The 15,124-nt window shown below is 32.6% G+C and carries 13 protein-coding genes; 7 read left to right on the top strand and 6 right to left on the bottom strand.

Translation table 11 applies throughout. The annotated features are described in order from the left end of the window. Positions 1–40 precede the first annotated feature (40 nt). On the top strand, positions 41–1,351 hold the full coding sequence (ahcY, locus tag ACQQ6V_RS01850) for an adenosylhomocysteinase (protein ID WP_448843894.1): 1,311 nt from the start codon (positions 41–43) through the stop codon (positions 1,349–1,351). Positions 1,352–1,439: 88 nt separating this feature from the next. On the opposite strand, the gene ACQQ6V_RS01845 is transcribed toward ahcY, so the two are convergent. Together ACQQ6V_RS01845 and ACQQ6V_RS01840 are read right to left on the bottom strand one after the other, a co-directional pair. Beyond that, entirely contained in the window at positions 1,440–1,907 is a 468-nt protein-coding gene (locus ACQQ6V_RS01845) for a hypothetical protein (RefSeq protein WP_448843893.1), read from the bottom strand. Positions 1,908–1,970: 63 nt separating this feature from the next. Then, positions 1,971–4,583 (bottom strand): zinc-dependent metalloprotease, encoded by a 2,613-nt coding sequence (locus ACQQ6V_RS01840; RefSeq protein ID WP_448843892.1) that lies wholly within the window; start codon positions 4,581–4,583, stop codon positions 1,971–1,973. A gap of 314 nt (positions 4,584–4,897) precedes the next feature. Here ACQQ6V_RS01840 and ACQQ6V_RS01835 point away from each other — a divergent pair, with 314 nt between their 5' ends. After that, positions 4,898–5,686, top strand: a complete 789-nt coding sequence (locus tag ACQQ6V_RS01835) for a HipA family kinase (RefSeq protein WP_448843891.1) — start codon at positions 4,898–4,900, stop codon at positions 5,684–5,686. Then, the gene (locus tag ACQQ6V_RS01830; RefSeq protein ID WP_448843890.1) at positions 5,664–6,047 is read left to right on the top strand and encodes a DUF3037 domain-containing protein; all 384 of its coding nucleotides are present in this window, start codon (positions 5,664–5,666) and stop codon (positions 6,045–6,047) included. The genes ACQQ6V_RS01835 and ACQQ6V_RS01830 overlap by 23 nt, the downstream gene beginning before the upstream one ends. Positions 6,048–6,137: 90 nt before the next feature. On the opposite strand, the gene ACQQ6V_RS01825 is transcribed toward ACQQ6V_RS01830, so the two are convergent. The 3 genes from ACQQ6V_RS01825 to ACQQ6V_RS01815 form a co-directional block, all read right to left on the bottom strand. Beyond that, entirely contained in the window at positions 6,138–6,500 is a 363-nt protein-coding gene (locus ACQQ6V_RS01825; protein WP_448843889.1) for a cupin domain-containing protein, read from the bottom strand. Between the two features lie 107 nt (positions 6,501–6,607). Next, the gene (locus tag ACQQ6V_RS01820) at positions 6,608–8,473 is read right to left on the bottom strand and encodes an MFS transporter (protein ID WP_448843888.1); all 1,866 of its coding nucleotides are present in this window, start codon (positions 8,471–8,473) and stop codon (positions 6,608–6,610) included. 27 nt (positions 8,474–8,500) lie between these two features. Further along, positions 8,501–9,652: an ABC transporter ATP-binding protein gene (locus ACQQ6V_RS01815; RefSeq protein ID WP_448843887.1), complete on the bottom strand. Its 1,152-nt coding sequence runs from the start codon at positions 9,650–9,652 to the stop codon at positions 8,501–8,503. Positions 9,653–9,887: 235 nt separating this feature from the next. On the opposite strand from ACQQ6V_RS01815, the gene ACQQ6V_RS01810 reads away from it, so the two are divergent. Genes ACQQ6V_RS01810 through ACQQ6V_RS01800 form a run of 3 tightly spaced genes read left to right on the top strand, consistent with a single transcriptional unit; the run spans position 9,888 to position 12,146 of the window. Next, the gene (locus ACQQ6V_RS01810; RefSeq protein WP_448843886.1) at positions 9,888–10,220 is read left to right on the top strand and encodes a PadR family transcriptional regulator; all 333 of its coding nucleotides are present in this window, start codon (positions 9,888–9,890) and stop codon (positions 10,218–10,220) included. Between the two features lies 1 nt (position 10,221). Next, positions 10,222–10,830 (top strand): HAAS signaling domain-containing protein, encoded by a 609-nt coding sequence (locus ACQQ6V_RS01805; RefSeq protein WP_448843885.1) that lies wholly within the window; start codon positions 10,222–10,224, stop codon positions 10,828–10,830. Further along, on the top strand, positions 10,827–12,146 hold the full coding sequence (locus ACQQ6V_RS01800) for a serine hydrolase domain-containing protein (protein ID WP_448843884.1): 1,320 nt from the start codon (positions 10,827–10,829) through the stop codon (positions 12,144–12,146). The genes ACQQ6V_RS01805 and ACQQ6V_RS01800 overlap by 4 nt, the downstream gene beginning before the upstream one ends. Before the next feature lie 72 nt (positions 12,147–12,218). Here ACQQ6V_RS01800 and ACQQ6V_RS01795 read toward each other — a convergent pair whose 3' ends face one another. Further along, positions 12,219–12,527 (bottom strand): hypothetical protein, encoded by a 309-nt coding sequence (locus ACQQ6V_RS01795; protein ID WP_448843883.1) that lies wholly within the window; start codon positions 12,525–12,527, stop codon positions 12,219–12,221. A gap of 401 nt (positions 12,528–12,928) precedes the next feature. On the opposite strand from ACQQ6V_RS01795, the gene ACQQ6V_RS01790 reads away from it, so the two are divergent. Next, positions 12,929–15,058: a TonB-dependent receptor gene (locus tag ACQQ6V_RS01790; protein ID WP_448843882.1), complete on the top strand. Its 2,130-nt coding sequence runs from the start codon at positions 12,929–12,931 to the stop codon at positions 15,056–15,058. Positions 15,059–15,124: the final 66 nt, after the last annotated feature.

Genomic DNA, 15,124 nt, shown 5'->3' with positions numbered 1-15,124 from the left:
TTTAATTTAAAATAGAATTTTAATTTATTTAATTATAAATATGAGTACAACACAATACGTTCCTTATAAAGTTAAGGATATTTCTCTAGCAGAATGGGGAAGAAAGGAAATTACATTGGCCGAAGCAGAAATGCCAGGATTAATGGCTATCCGTGAAGAATACGGTCCATCTCAACCGTTAAAAGGTGCAAGAATCGCAGGATGTCTTCACATGACAATCCAGACAGCTGTATTGATCGAAACTTTGGTAGCTCTTGGTGCAGAAGTAACTTGGTCTTCTTGTAATATTTTCTCTACTCAGGATCACGCTGCTGCGGCAATTGCTGCTGCTGGGATTTCTGTTTATGCATGGAAAGGTCTTAACGATGTGGATTTTGACTGGTGTATCGAGCAAACTTTGTTCTTTGGTGAAGATAGAAAGCCATTGAATATGATCTTGGATGATGGTGGTGACTTAACTAATATGGTTTTTGATAAGTATCCAGAATTCACAAAAGATATCAAAGGTCTTTCTGAAGAAACGACAACTGGTGTACACAGATTGTACGAAAGAATGAAAAACGGAACTTTGGTAATGCCTGCTATCAACGTAAATGATTCTGTGACTAAGTCTAAATTCGATAACAAATATGGTTGTAAAGAATCTGCAGTTGATGCTGTAAGAAGAGCGACTGACCTTATGTTAGCGGGTAAAAGAGTTGTTGTATGTGGTTACGGAGATGTTGGTAAAGGGACTGCGGCTTCTTTCAGAGGTGCAGGATCTATCGTTACTGTTACTGAGATTGACCCAATCTGTGCATTACAAGCTGCAATGGACGGTTACGAGGTAAAAAGACTAGAAACAGTTGTTGACAATGCTGATATCATCATTACGACAACAGGTAACTTTAATATCGTAAGAGGCGAGCATTTCCTTAAAATGAAAGATAAAGCTGTTGTATGTAACATCGGTCACTTCGATAACGAAATCGATATGGCTTGGTTAAATGCTAACTATGGCACTACAAAATCTGAAGTTAAACCTCAAGTTGACATCTACACTATCGAAGGTAAAGAAGTAATTATCTTGGCTGAAGGTAGATTGGTAAACCTTGGTTGTGCTACAGGTCACCCATCTTTTGTGATGAGTAACTCTTTCTCTAACCAGACTTTGGCTCAAATCGAATTGTGGACTAACTCTGCAGCTTACGGAAACGAAGTGTATATGTTACCTAAGCACCTTGATGAAAAAGTAGCTGAGCTTCACCTTAAGAAATTAAGCGTTGAACTAGAAGTTCTTTCTCAAGAACAAGCTGATTATATCGGTGTTCCGGTTGAAGGTCCTTTCAAACCAGAGTATTACAGATACTAAGATTTCTTAGAAATCTCAATGATAATTAATCCCTTTATTTTAGAATAGAGGGATTTTTTATTACTGATATATTGACTTAGAAATAATCCTAGTTTAGTTTTTCAATTTTAGAAATTGAAGTTGCTTTTTTAATTTTAATCAATTTTATGACGCGATAAGAATTAGGAATATCTAACATATCTGGATTATTATCGCTACCATAGTATTTTACTTGGAGTTTATTGTCTATAACTTTAAGCTGATCTAATGTAATATCAGAATATTTTTTCCCGTCTAGATTAATATTAACGAGCAAAAGACTATTGGCATTAAAGTCCACTTCTGGAGATCTAATACCAGGCATCCTTGTACTATTAATAGCTCCGAAAATAGCCCACAATTCTTCATTAGAATTAACTAGAGAAAAATCAGGATAATCAGTAAGTGAGTTCTCTTTTAGAGTTAATAATACTTGTGGCTTCTCTTGAGATATAGATGTATCTGCATTATTTTTGGTAGCTTTACAACTAATAATCAATAAGAAGATTGACAATAATATACTAATTTTTTGTTTCATAATCTTGTAATTAAAATAAAAAAGCCCCATTAATATGAGGCTTTAAAGTTATGATATTTCTATTTATTTTATGATTAATTTTTGATTTAAAATATTTTCACCATCTATGATTCTAAGGACATATACTCCTTTTGTCAAATGACTAAAGTTAAAGCTTTTATCTTCTTTCTGTGCACTATCTACAATCTTAGAATCTACTAATTGTCCTGATATATTGTAAACTTCTAATTTATATGATTTTGAAGATGCATTATATCTAACATTAAAATTACCATTAGATGGATTAGGAAATACTTTCGCTGTATTTACTGCAACATCTTTAACTGCTAACTGTATGTCCTTATATTCTTTTTTGCAAATTTTTACTCCTAATTTATTAATTTTCCCCACAGCTCCAGAAACCTTATCTACTACACGAAAGTAATATGTTGCTTCAGTAGGTTTCCCGATATAATTAGATAAATATTCTGGAGTTGGAGGCTGTATAACTGCTCCTTGTGTACAATTAGAGTTAAAGACAGAACTTCCATTTATATTAAATATATAATTAGGATATGGATTATCCCCACATCCGCTGTTAATCAGAGTCCTGTAATAATTATCTACCCCCACTCTAGCTAGTAAAATCTGTAAATCACTTGATCTTGGATGAGTAATATCCGTAATAATGCTAATATCTTCAACTAATCCTGAAGCAGCATCACTTACTTTCACATTTTGATTAATAAAATTCCCATCTGGGATATCAATACTGGATGTATAATACTCATTGCAGACTAAAGATACTTCATAATCAACAGCAATGCTAGGTGATGCTGCATAAAATATATTATCAATAGCTTCTACAATTATATTTGCTTTTTTAGATTTTAAAGAAGATGGTATTGTAATAATCTCTGAGCCATCATTAGGAGTACTATCTACCAAAGTTGTAAAGGTCTTTCCATCGTCTGTTGTCAAACTTATTTTTACATTTTTAGCATTAATGACACCTGTATCGGTACCAGAAACATCCCACTTCAGCTCAAAGCTTTGTCCTGACCTTATCGTTTGGTTTAGATTAATATTACTAATTCTGAAAGGTGCATTATCAGTGACATTAACTTTCATTCCTGCACTACCCGTCTGTCCACCTCCAATTTTATTATCTCTAACTGATAAGACAAAATTCATCGTTTTACTAACTGTTGGAGGTTGATTCCAGTTAGTAGTTAAACTACCATTGAGCACATCTCCAATTGGCGGAAAATATTGTACAGGACTATTGTGAGCTGCAAAAACCCTATAATTAGCACCATTACGATTTTCAGAACTTGGATTTTTAAAGTTATTTCCTGTGAAGTCTGTTAATGGATCATTTTGTTCCCAAGAATAAGTTAAAACATCTGCAGAATCATCATCTGTAGCAGAACCAGTTAATCTAAAAGCAGTTCCTTGTGGTATAGAGTAATCTTGACCAGCATTAACAATCGGTACATTATTATTGTTGTCAATCTTGGTCCCGCAAGTCTGTCGAGAAAGATAATTATTAATCTGCACCATTGTATTGTTATGAAACTGAGGAATAAAAGTCCCTTGTACATCATGAGTACCGGTAACACCAGGATATCCCATAACCGTCACACCACTTCCAATCTCTCTATTGGCTTGATATCCTTCGTTTCTGGCATGAGTGTGATTACCTCCAAACTGATGTCCCATCTCATGTCCTGCAGCCACCGAAAAAGAAAAACCTTCTGGCTTATTTGCCTCAACATATCCCATATAAGCAGATCCTTTTGTCGTATTTCTACAAACGGACCCAATAGCTCCTGCATTACCTCCACCAACTTTATTTGTAAACAAAATACCTAAATCATAATTAGCTGCTCCAATTTTGGAATTTAGTTCGCTTTGAGTTTTAGCATTTAAATTTTCTGAAGTATAAGGATCCGACTCCTTTGTTAAAAAGGTAATCTTGTCCATATCATCAACTAATTCAAATAGGATAGATAGATCATTTTCATAGATTGGAAAAATAATAGACAAGCTCTCGACTACAGCAGCTAATGATTTCTCAATCGTCACATCTCCACCTTTGGCATGATACAAATTATAATTATAATCTGTTACAACTGCCAATTTATATTTACGATATTGCTTAGGATTATCTCTTTTAGTTAATGTATTAGTTCCGTCATTAAAAGCTGACTCTACCACCGTTCCACAATTAAAAGCACTAAGTCCTGACAATTCATTCTCTCCGTATATTCCGTATGTGTAAGCGTCTCCATCTATTTTGTTGATCATTTGTTTTTCTTCACCACCGTACATCAATGCAGAAAAACCTTTGCTTGGAGAGAATGAAGCTGTTATTCTAACATTTGGATTATCTAATGAGTAGCCATAATAAGACTTTATATTAGGATATTTTTCTTTTAGCTTTGGTGACAAAAGCTCTCTTTCTACTAAAACAAATCTTTCATTAGATTTTTTAGTCGGTAAAACTATTTGTAATTGTTTTGACTTAGCTAAGCTATTTAAGCTTGAAATCTGACTTTTCAAATTCACTTTTTTAACATTAGATATGCCTTGTGTATTTCTTATTGCCAAATCAGAAATCTGATCTTGATTAACCTGAGCGGTTGTAAACACAAAACTTAATGCAATACTAGCTAGTAAAAATTTTTTTTTCATAATATTTCAATTAATATAGATTTTTCAATATAAAATAAAAATACAACTAAATGTAAATTCAATTTCTTAAAAAGAATAAGAATAATATTCAAAATTAACAAAATTTAAATTAAAAATAATAAAAAACAAACAATTCCGATTAAAATTTTTCACTTAGTAAATTACACGTATATAATCTCCTGTACCTTATGCACTTCAATAAAATAAAATCAGTAATATCGAGTTAGATATTTCGTCTTTTAAAACAAAAAAAATAAATCATCTTAAGATATTTTCATTTTCAAATCCTTAATTTTACTCACATTTTATAAATTATGGATCTCAACTTAAGGACGGTTACCGTCACACGATATATCTTGCCTTTGCGCGAAGGCGGCTCTCTGCCAGCTTTGGTAGATGCAGATGATGATTTTAAATATGTTTTGAAATTCCGAGGTGCAGGACATGGCGTAAAAGCTCTAATATCAGAATTAATCGGTGGAAAAATAGCGCAAGTTTTAGGTTTTAGAACGCCAGAACTGGTGTTTGCTAATCTACCCGAGGATTTTGGAAGGACAGAAGCCGACGAAGAAATTCAAGATTTACTTAAAAATAGTGCTGGACTCAACCTTGCGCTTCATTATCTTTCTGGCGCAATCACTTATGATCCCGCAGCTGTAAAAATTGAAGCTCAATTATCTTCTGAAATTGTTTGGTTAGATGCTTTTTTGACCAATATCGACAGAACTTTCCGTAATACCAATATGCTAATGTGGCACAAAGAATTATGGTTGATAGATCACGGTGCTTCCTTATATTTTCATCATTCTTGGGACAATTGGGAAAAGAACGCCATAAGTCCTTTTACGATGATAAAAGATCATGTCTTATTACCTCAAGCTTCAGAGCTAGATGCCGTGAATGAGAAATTCAAATCTATATTAACTAACGAAATACTGAAAGAAATTGTAGAATTAATCCCAGAAGATTGGCTACATTGGAACGATACCGATCTTTCTCCATCCGAAATCAAAGAAGTGTATTTTCAGTTCTTAACCAGACGACTAAGCCATTCTGATAACTTTGTAAATGAAGCGAAAAATGCAAGAGCTAAAATTATATGAGTACGCGGTCATTCGCCTAGTTCCTAAGCCAGAACGTGAGGAGTTTCTTAATGTTGGACTAATTCTTTTCAGTAAACGGGAAAAATTAATTAAAGCTAAAACCTTTTTATCAGCAGAAAAACTGGCTTGCTATTCTTGCGAAACAGAACTTGATGACATTATCAACCATCTTACTTCTTTCGAAAATGTTGCTAACGGCGACAAGAAATCTAGCCCTATCGCTTTAATGGATATCCCAGAGAGATTCCGATGGTTAACAGCGGTTAGAAGTTCTATCATACAGACTTCTAGACCTCATCCTGGCATGACAAAAGACTTAGAGACTACTTTTGATACTTTGTTTACAGAATTAGTACTTTAATAAAAATAGGCTTGCTTAATTAGTATATTTTTAAAATTGATAATATATTAATTAAGCAAACCTTTATATCGTTATTTCACAATCTGAGTACTACTCTTCTTCCCTATTTACCAAGTCCATAGAAAACGCTGGTAAACAAATTGCAACATATCTACAAGGCTCAGAAAATGGATTAGAATATCTGACTCTTGCGCCTTTCTCTATCAGGATACTTTGACCTGATTCTAAAACCACAATATCACCATCAATCTCCAGTTGCTTTTTACCAGAAATAATTATGGTAAACTCATCAAATTGTGGCGTCTGATGTGGCTCGCTCCAATTGGGCGGCGCAATCATATGCGCAATAGAAACATTAGAATTATCAGTAGAATTACCCCAATGTTCTTCTATTAGTTTTCCGTCTGTTGTAGGAACAACAAAGGGATTGGATTGGATTTTATATTTTTTCATAATAAGAAATATGTTATGTTTTAATATTGAAATAATATACAATTCAAAGCCTAAAAGCTTTAAATTATTTTTCAATTATTTTTCAGCATCTGAATTTTAAAAAAAAATTACTCTGGTAAAGCTTTCCACTTATGCAATACTGAGGTATAAATCCACATAAAAACTAAACTAATAAGCAAAATAATCCAGCTTATATTAGCTGCTCCCAATGTATCAAAAACAGTTACACAAGATACATAATTACCATTGACATCCACAACATCAGCACAATTAGCTTTCTCGTGTTGATTGATAATACCAAAAATCAAGAATACAAACAAGGCAAAACCAGTCATAGAAATCGTCATAAATATTGAAGATACAAACTTCCCAATATTTTTCATGATAAGAAGAGGAAATAACAAGATAGTAAGCCCAATTAACAACATTAAGTACATCATATGGAACTCACTAAATCTAGCGTATACCATTCTACTAATTAACCCAATCAATACAATAACTAATATCAAAACGCCAACAGAAATAATACTAAATAGTAACGACCTAAGCCCCATAATTCTAAAGCTAAAAATAACTATTGCCAATGCAAAAGCAATCCAAATAGATATATGAATAGAATTGCTCATGTAATCATAAGTCTTGATTGTATCAACATTTACCAATAAATTCTTCAATTGATCTGAAAAATAATACTGATTAGTGAGATTTTTCTTAAAATAATTCTCTGGCGAAAGTTCTTTCTCTACACTTGGATTAAGATTCTGAATAATGACATCTGCATTCACAACATTTCCAGAATAATCCATAGCGGCAGCATCTACTGCTGCTTCTGCATAGGCATTTTCATCATAATTAACAGAATTGGCATCATATTCTTCACTAGGAAGTGGCAAGTACTTTTTGATAAAATATTTAACTTCAAAAAGATCCGGATGATAAATCATTTTTGCCCAAGCCTTAGCTTCTAAGTTATTTTTAATTTTTAAATCTTTAGAAACGACTAAAAAATCATTAAGTAATTTTTCTATTTCTGCAGGATTTTTACGATCCAAAAGCTCCGTCAAATTTTTATTAACTCTAGCTTCTGCCTTTTTGGTGATAAGTTCTTCATCAGAATAATTGCTTTGATAATTAGGATATCTATAATTGCTTTGATCTCCGTAATCATAGAAAACTTTAGAAAAGTTATAATAACTTAAAGCCGTAGTCTTAATATAAGGAGAAAGATCTATAACTTCTTTCTTGAAATAATAAATCATAGAATTCTCACCGCTTTGAGTATAAGCAATTGCCGTTTTATTAGTATTTTCTGGCTCAGGAATTATAAAATCCCCATCTTTATCCCTCTTCTCACTGGTCTTACTATAAACAGAAAAGTATTGATAAACCTGATCGTAATACACAAAGTACTTTTTACTTTGATCTATATTATTAATATTTCTTTCACAGTACAAATCAAAAAAAGGCTTTGGGTACAATCTATTATCTAGAGTATAATCTTTTGTATTCTGGGATAGAAAAGGTGCAACTGTATTAATAAGCTCAATATCTTTGACCATCTTTTCGTCGTTATATTTTTGGCTAATAAATAACTTGAAGCCAAACATATACGAGAAGTAAAATGTAATACACGCAAAAATAATCACAAAGTATTGCACAAACTGAAAAAACAATTGAAACTTAGATTGTGGATAAAAGTTTTTAAAAGCATTATTCTTAAACATCAGAATAAGCCAACCCACAACCATTAACAAAGAGATAATAAGATTAATATAGATAAGCCCATTCCTGAAGTAATCGTCAACCGCATTGGTCTGTTGCAGAGTCTGTGGATTTTGGTGGGAAGAGAATCCAATCGCAAAAAAAAGAATATGAATAAAGATTGCAGATAATAACATCCACACAATCTTGGTGTTCCAAAGGCTAGGATATTTCTCTAACAAATATTGATTGATTTGAGTAATTTTTTTCATTATAAAGTGGTCAAAAAATTATAGATTTTAGCTAACAAAAAAACGTCTGGTGGAAGAAGAAATATCTCTAAGGTAGATGATATCAATTTTAGCATTTCCTAAAGCAGAAATAACAGACGAAAACTCGGTCTGATTGCTAAAATGCGCGACATAAATCCCTCCATTAAAACTTAATTTCTCCAGAGCAAACCCTTCAAAAACTTGTAATAATTTTTCCCTAGACTCAGGAGAATCTATCTCAATGATAAGCCCGCTAGACTCGCTTGTAGACAACTCTGAGTTATCTTTATATTGTCCATTTTTAAGGAAAATAACTTTATCCGATACTTTTTCTACCTCATATAACTGTTGAGAACTTAATATCAAAGCAATCGGATTATTAACCGAATTAGAGATGGATTTCAGATCTTCCAAAATGACTTGTTGTGCTACGACATCTAAGTTAGCCAGCGGCTCATCCAAGAGCAAAATTTCTGGCTGTCGCAATAAAGTTCTTGCCAACTCAAAGCGCATTTTATAACCAGAAGATAGCTCGCTCCACTTAAGATGTTTGTAGTTCCAAAGTCCCAATCGTGCAATCATCATCAAGGTTCTGGTTTCGTTTTCTGCAGGATTAACACCGTAATTAGAAAGTACAAATTTCAGATTATCCTTAAGACTTCCGTACCATTTTTCGGTGCGTTGCGGGATGTACACCAACTTAGTTCTAAGATCATAATCATTAACCGGAGCCGAATTAAAATTATAAAACAAGTCACCTTCATTATATGCTATTTCTTTTGCCAAAATCCTCAGCAAAGTCGTTTTTCCGTTTCCGTTTTCTCCAACTAAACCATAGACCTGACCTTTATTAATCTCAATAGAAACAGGTCCTAAAGAAAATCGTTGACTTCCGTAAGACTTTTTAATATTTTGAGCTTTAAGAACGGATTTTTCGCTAGAATGTTCTTGCACCGCTATCTGTTCTATTTCTGATAAAAGCTGTTTTGCCTTTTGGATTAGATCATCGGTATTGCTTGGATTTTTTTCTTTCCAATCTGTGAGAGCAATTGCTTTTTTGTAGACATCCATATTCTGAGTATCCATAGCACAATCGAGCAATTTTCTATAACCTAAAACAGTGTCTTTATTATCAAAAAAGTGAAAAACTTCTTTCACTCTTTTTTCGTGTTTCGTCATTTGTGAGTTTATTTAGAATGATTTAAAGATAACATTTTTAATCTTTAGTTAAACGATTTCTGGCTTTAATTTATTTTAAAACAATATTCAAAATTATCATTAATAACATGAAAATTCTATAACACAAACAATAAATTAAATTTAAAATAATGATAATCAATTGATTGCAAATAATTAAATTAAATTCAAGACCAAATACATAGTATAACAAAGTATTTTGTTTTACATTTGAAAAATGAATGAAGATTTTATACAAAGGTGGATTTCGCAACTTAAAAAGGGAACATTATCATTTCTTGTTTTGTCGATTTTAAAAAATGGTCAAGAATTTTATGGTTATGACCTCATCAACGAAATCAAAAAAAAGACTGAAATTGATATTGCAGAAGGCACTTTATATCCTTTGCTTAATCGTTTAAAAACCGAAAATTTAGTAACCTCTAATTGGGTAGAACAAGAATCTGGCATCCCAAGAAAGTATTATAAAATCACGGATCTCGGAGCCAATACTGTTTCTGAAATGAAAAACTATTGGTCACAGCTTAACTCAACCATTAATTCTATTTAAAATGAAATTTAAAGAAATCGCATTTTCTGACCAAAATGCTTCTAGAATATACAAAGACTATATCTCAAGAGTCCAATTATCGACCAAAATTTTGTCGCCAGAGAATAGAGAAGAAATTCTCATGGAGATTAATAGCCATATTTACGAAAGCTTTCATAATAATACAGAACATCAAAATGACGTAGAAAAACTACTCAATATTCTTGATAAAATTGGTAAACCTGAACTATTTTTAAAAGAATTAGTTGCCGAAAAAAAGCTAGAAGAATCTACCAAATCCTTTAACCCGATAAGTATTTTCAAAGCGTTGATTCTAAATCTTGGCAATGGATTTTCTTATGTTTTATTTTTCATTCTTTATTTGTCTTTATTCTCTTTTGTCTTTTTGATTTTCGCTAAATTATTTGATCCCAAAAATGTCGGTTTTTTCTATAAAGCAAACGATTTCTTTATTTTAGGAAAACTAAGTTTAGCCAACGAAAACCACCAACAATATGAGTATTTAGGAAATTGGTTTATTCCTGCAATGATAGTCATCACAATCCTATTTTACTTCATTCTTACTTTACTTTTGAAATTAAAAAAATCACTTAATAAACAATTAAAATGAAACTAAAAATCTTTCTTAGCTTGACCTCACTGGCGATATCGGTAAGTTCTTACGCTCAAGCTTTTAACAAAGAAAAACTGGATCAATATTTCCATCAATTAGAAACGAATAATAAATTTATGGGAAGCCTCGCAGTCTCTCAAAATGGTAAAGTTATCTATGTTAAATCTCTAGGCTACGCGGATGTTGCAACTCAACAAAAAGCCAATGAAAATACCAAATACAGAATTGGGTCTATCTCCAAAACCTTTACAGCTATTTTACTTCTAAAAGCGGTTGAAGCTAACAAATTAAAGCTATCACAAACTATTGATAAATATTTCCCCACGATTATTAATGCGGATAAAATAACCGTTCAGAATCTTCTTAACCATAGAAGTGGCATCCATAATTTTACCGATGATAAAGATTACCTAAGCTGGAATACCCAAGCAAAATCCGAAAAAGAAATGATTGCCATCATTACCAAAGCAGGAAGTGATTTTGTGCCAGACACTAAGTCTTCATACAGTAATTCTAATTATGTTTTGTTGACTTATATTTTAGAAAAAACATTCGGGAAAACTTATGCAGAATTGCTAAAACAACACATTACAATACCACTTAACCTTAAAAACACCAATCTCGGCGGAAAAATTAATCCGAAAAATAATGAAGCATTATCTTATGATTTTGATAATCAATGGTTTTTAGAGCCAGAAACTAACATTTCTGTTCCGTTAGGTGCGGGCGGTATTGTTTCTACGCCAAGCGATCTGATAACATTCGGGAATGGATTATTTGGCGGAAAATTAGTTTCTAAAGATCATTTAGAATTAATGAAAACTATCAAAGATGGTTATGGATCTGGTCTTTTTAAATTTCCATTTCATGAAAATAGCGGTTACGGACATACGGGTGGCATTGATGGATTTACGAGCAGTTTTTCACATTTTGATAATCAAGATGTAACCTTTGCATTGACTTCTAACGCTTCTATTTACAACAATAACAATATTGCAATCGCTGTACTAAGCGCAGTTTACGGTAAAGAATACGAGATCCCAAGCTTTAAAAATTATACGCCAAAGCCTGAAGAAATCGCTAATTATCTAGGATCTTATTCTTCTAAAGATCTTCCCATAAAAATTGATATTACCAATAACAAAGGCATACTAACGGCACAAGCCACTGGACAAGGCGCTTTTCCTTTAGAAGCTAGAGAACAGAATATTTTTGCTTTTGAACAAGCTGGTGTCATCTTAGAATTTAATCCAAAAGAAAAACAAATGACCTTAAAACAAGGCGGCGGAACATTCGCTTTTACAAAAGATTAAGGAACTATTTTCAATAAAAAAACCTCGCAGTCCGTTGCGAGGTTTTTGATTTTATCAGAATTGAGTCAGACATTAATTTAGCTTCTTAATTCTTATCATGCCTTTATTTTCGTGGAATAACATACAGACTGCTTTTCCTTCTTTTTCCTTGCATTCTTTGGTATAATAATAAATAACCGAAACTTTAGCGCCATCTTCTTTGTCCGCTAAAATAGCATCATTGCAAACCAAATAATCGCCTTTTCCTTCAAACTGAACGTAAGTTCCTGAGCAATCCCTAACAATTTTTCCTGTATCTAATCTGTCATGCACTACAGCGCCACAAGAAAAAATACTCGCTAGTAACAATCCTGATCCAAGAATTCCTAATAATGTTTTCATAGTTTAATATTTAATTCAAAAATACATTATTTTCAACTTTAGAGCCTTATATTATTGTCGTTAAAACTAAGACATAGTTTATCATTTTATACAATAATCAAATCCATCTTAAAATAAGCTAAATATAAAATCTAATTATCAATCTGTACTCATAATACACAATTCACATTTTGTTATTTACATACAATACCGATAAGCATTATCAATAGAAAAACAACAAATGATAATAAATATATTTTACACAATTATCAACATAATCAAATAAAAAATTCTCAATTTAACACTTTTAATATGATTTTATGACTTTTAACATGTTCTTACGATTTTTTATTCATCGCTCTTTAGTTTAGTATAACAACACTACTTTTGCACTCTATTTATATTAAGTCTAAATAAGTATTATGAAAAAAACTGTATTATCGTTCGGAATTTTATCCTCAATAATTTCTTTTTCACAAGAGCATGAATCTGATTCTCTGAAACATGTAAAATCAATTGATGAGGTCCAGATAAGCTCTACTAGAATACCCGAAATTAAAACTAACGCCGCTGCAACAGTGACTATAATTACTGAAAAACAAATTCAGGAACTCACAAAAGTGTCAGCAGATATGTCTCAGATTTTAGGTATGATTGTGCCAGGAATTGCACTTTCTAGCAACACAACCAGTAACAGAAGTCAGTCTTTGAGAGGAAGAAGTATGTTGGTCCTTATAGACGGCATCCCTCAATCTACTCCATTACGATCTACGGATAGAGACATTAGAACAATAGATCCTGCAGCCATAGAAAGAATAGAAATCATAAAAGGAGCAACTTCTTTATACGGAAACGGCGCAATAGGAGGTATAATGAATGTAATTACAAAAAAGGAAAAAGATAACAGACCCTTTGGAGGACAGACAAATTTGTCTATTACAGATCGTAATTTTTTTGAAAACAAAAGAGGTTTTGGATATAGATTCAATCAACAATTTCATGGTAAAATCAAGAAATTTGATTACCTCACCAATGTTACCATCAACCAAACTGGATCTGCTATAGATGGAGAAAAAAAATACATATCTCCAAGATATGGTCTAGGCGATACCAGAACCATCAATGTATTAGCAAAAATAGGTTACGACTTCAATGAAAACAATAGAATTGATGCTATGTATAATTACTATACAAGTACTCAAGATACACCTCTAATTGCTTCTGGAGGTGTTTATTTGGATTCTCCGAGAATAGGGATTATAGGGGATAAAGATCCACAAGCCGAAAATGAAGGAACCAAATATAACCATAACGCTTACATAAAATACCACTCAAAAAATATCTTCTATAATACTAACTTTGAGCTATCTCTTTACACTCAAAGTCTGTACACTATATTTGATTTCCGAAAGCACAATCCTAAATCTCCTCGCTGGGAAAGCACCAGTGGACAAGCAACTATAAAAGCTGAAAAATTTGGCGCACGAGCTCAGTTTGTAACCAAATTAAATTTGTCAGAAAGAATATCTACTAATATATTATATGGTTTCGATTATCTTAATGATGTAACCAGCCAACCACTTACAGATGGCCGAATGTGGATTCCGGAAATGACATCCAATAGTGCCGCACCTTTCATCCAGACCAAAACCACTTTTTATGATAATTTCAATCTAAAAGTAGGTCTAAGATATGACAACATCTCTGTACATGTACCTGATTATAACGTAATCCCTCTAAAAGCTGGAGATCCTACTATTAATGTATCTGGTGGCAATCTTAAATATAATAATGCAGCCTTTAACACTGGTTTGGCTTATGATAAATACAAACCTTTCCAGCCATTTATCGCGTTTTCGCAAGGTTTTTCCATCTATGATCTCGGTAGAACTTTGAGAGCTGCAAAAGCAGATATTCTACACAAAATAGAAACCGATCCTGTAAAAACTAACAATTACGAAATCGGAGCATATTCTGAAATTGGTAATTTCTTAACCTTAAACGCAGCATTCTTCCATACCTTTTCTAAACTTGGAAGCGACTTGGTTTCCGAAAATGGTTTTTGGGTAGTTGATCGTTCTCCACAAAAAATCTCAGGATTTGAAATCAGTGCAGACGCAAAAATTACTAAAAAAATTGGCGCGGGTGGAAATTTCACAACTCTAGAAGGTAAGAAAAAATCTACATCAGGAGACTGGGACAGCTACATGAGTGGACTCTCTATCCCCGCTTCTAAAACTACACTATACGCTAGTTATAAACCTTCTACAAATTCTTATATTAATCTATATTACATTCATACTGGTAAAAGAGACCGCTTCCAAACCAACGCAAAAGGTGCTTATGAGGAGGGCGAAGGAAGAGTAAATTCTATAGATTTATTTAATTTGAGTGCGGGTTTTACACATAAAAACGTCACCTACAGTCTAGGAGTTGAGAATCTTTTTGATAAAGCCTATTATACTCCTTCTTCAATGCTTATTGCACGAAATGCTGAGTACGCAAGAGGAAACGGACGTTACGTTACGTTAAGTCTTGGGTACAAGTTTTAATTATTTAATTTTACATTTTACAATAAAGCCTCACAAATTTCAGTATTTGTGAGGCTTTTATTATTA

The organism is Chryseobacterium electrogenes (assembly GCF_053553015.1).
The sequence above is the reverse complement of the archived record's forward strand: the minus strand, read 5'-3'. Positions and strand labels throughout refer to the sequence as shown.

What these genes read in the sequence shown, in the direction of transcription:
- ACQQ6V_RS01820 (WP_448843888.1), bottom strand. Translation starts at nt 8,473, where the DNA reads ATGAAAAAAATTACTCAAATCAATCAATATTTGTTAGAGAAATATCCT.
- ACQQ6V_RS01800 (WP_448843884.1), top strand. Translation starts at nt 10,827, where the DNA reads ATGAAACTAAAAATCTTTCTTAGCTTGACCTCACTGGCGATATCGGTA.
- ahcY (WP_448843894.1), top strand. Translation starts at nt 41, where the DNA reads ATGAGTACAACACAATACGTTCCTTATAAAGTTAAGGATATTTCTCTA.
- ACQQ6V_RS01825 (WP_448843889.1), bottom strand. Translation starts at nt 6,500, where the DNA reads ATGAAAAAATATAAAATCCAATCCAATCCCTTTGTTGTTCCTACAACA.
- ACQQ6V_RS01790 (WP_448843882.1), top strand. Translation starts at nt 12,929, where the DNA reads ATGAAAAAAACTGTATTATCGTTCGGAATTTTATCCTCAATAATTTCT.
- ACQQ6V_RS01795 (WP_448843883.1), bottom strand. Translation starts at nt 12,527, where the DNA reads ATGAAAACATTATTAGGAATTCTTGGATCAGGATTGTTACTAGCGAGT.
- ACQQ6V_RS01845 (WP_448843893.1), bottom strand. Translation starts at nt 1,907, where the DNA reads ATGAAACAAAAAATTAGTATATTATTGTCAATCTTCTTATTGATTATT.
- ACQQ6V_RS01835 (WP_448843891.1), top strand. Translation starts at nt 4,898, where the DNA reads ATGGATCTCAACTTAAGGACGGTTACCGTCACACGATATATCTTGCCT.
- ACQQ6V_RS01810 (WP_448843886.1), top strand. Translation starts at nt 9,888, where the DNA reads ATGAATGAAGATTTTATACAAAGGTGGATTTCGCAACTTAAAAAGGGA.
- ACQQ6V_RS01815 (WP_448843887.1), bottom strand. Translation starts at nt 9,652, where the DNA reads ATGACGAAACACGAAAAAAGAGTGAAAGAAGTTTTTCACTTTTTTGAT.
- ACQQ6V_RS01840 (WP_448843892.1), bottom strand. Translation starts at nt 4,583, where the DNA reads ATGAAAAAAAAATTTTTACTAGCTAGTATTGCATTAAGTTTTGTGTTT.
- ACQQ6V_RS01830 (WP_448843890.1), top strand. Translation starts at nt 5,664, where the DNA reads ATGCAAGAGCTAAAATTATATGAGTACGCGGTCATTCGCCTAGTTCCT.
- ACQQ6V_RS01805 (WP_448843885.1), top strand. Translation starts at nt 10,222, where the DNA reads ATGAAATTTAAAGAAATCGCATTTTCTGACCAAAATGCTTCTAGAATA.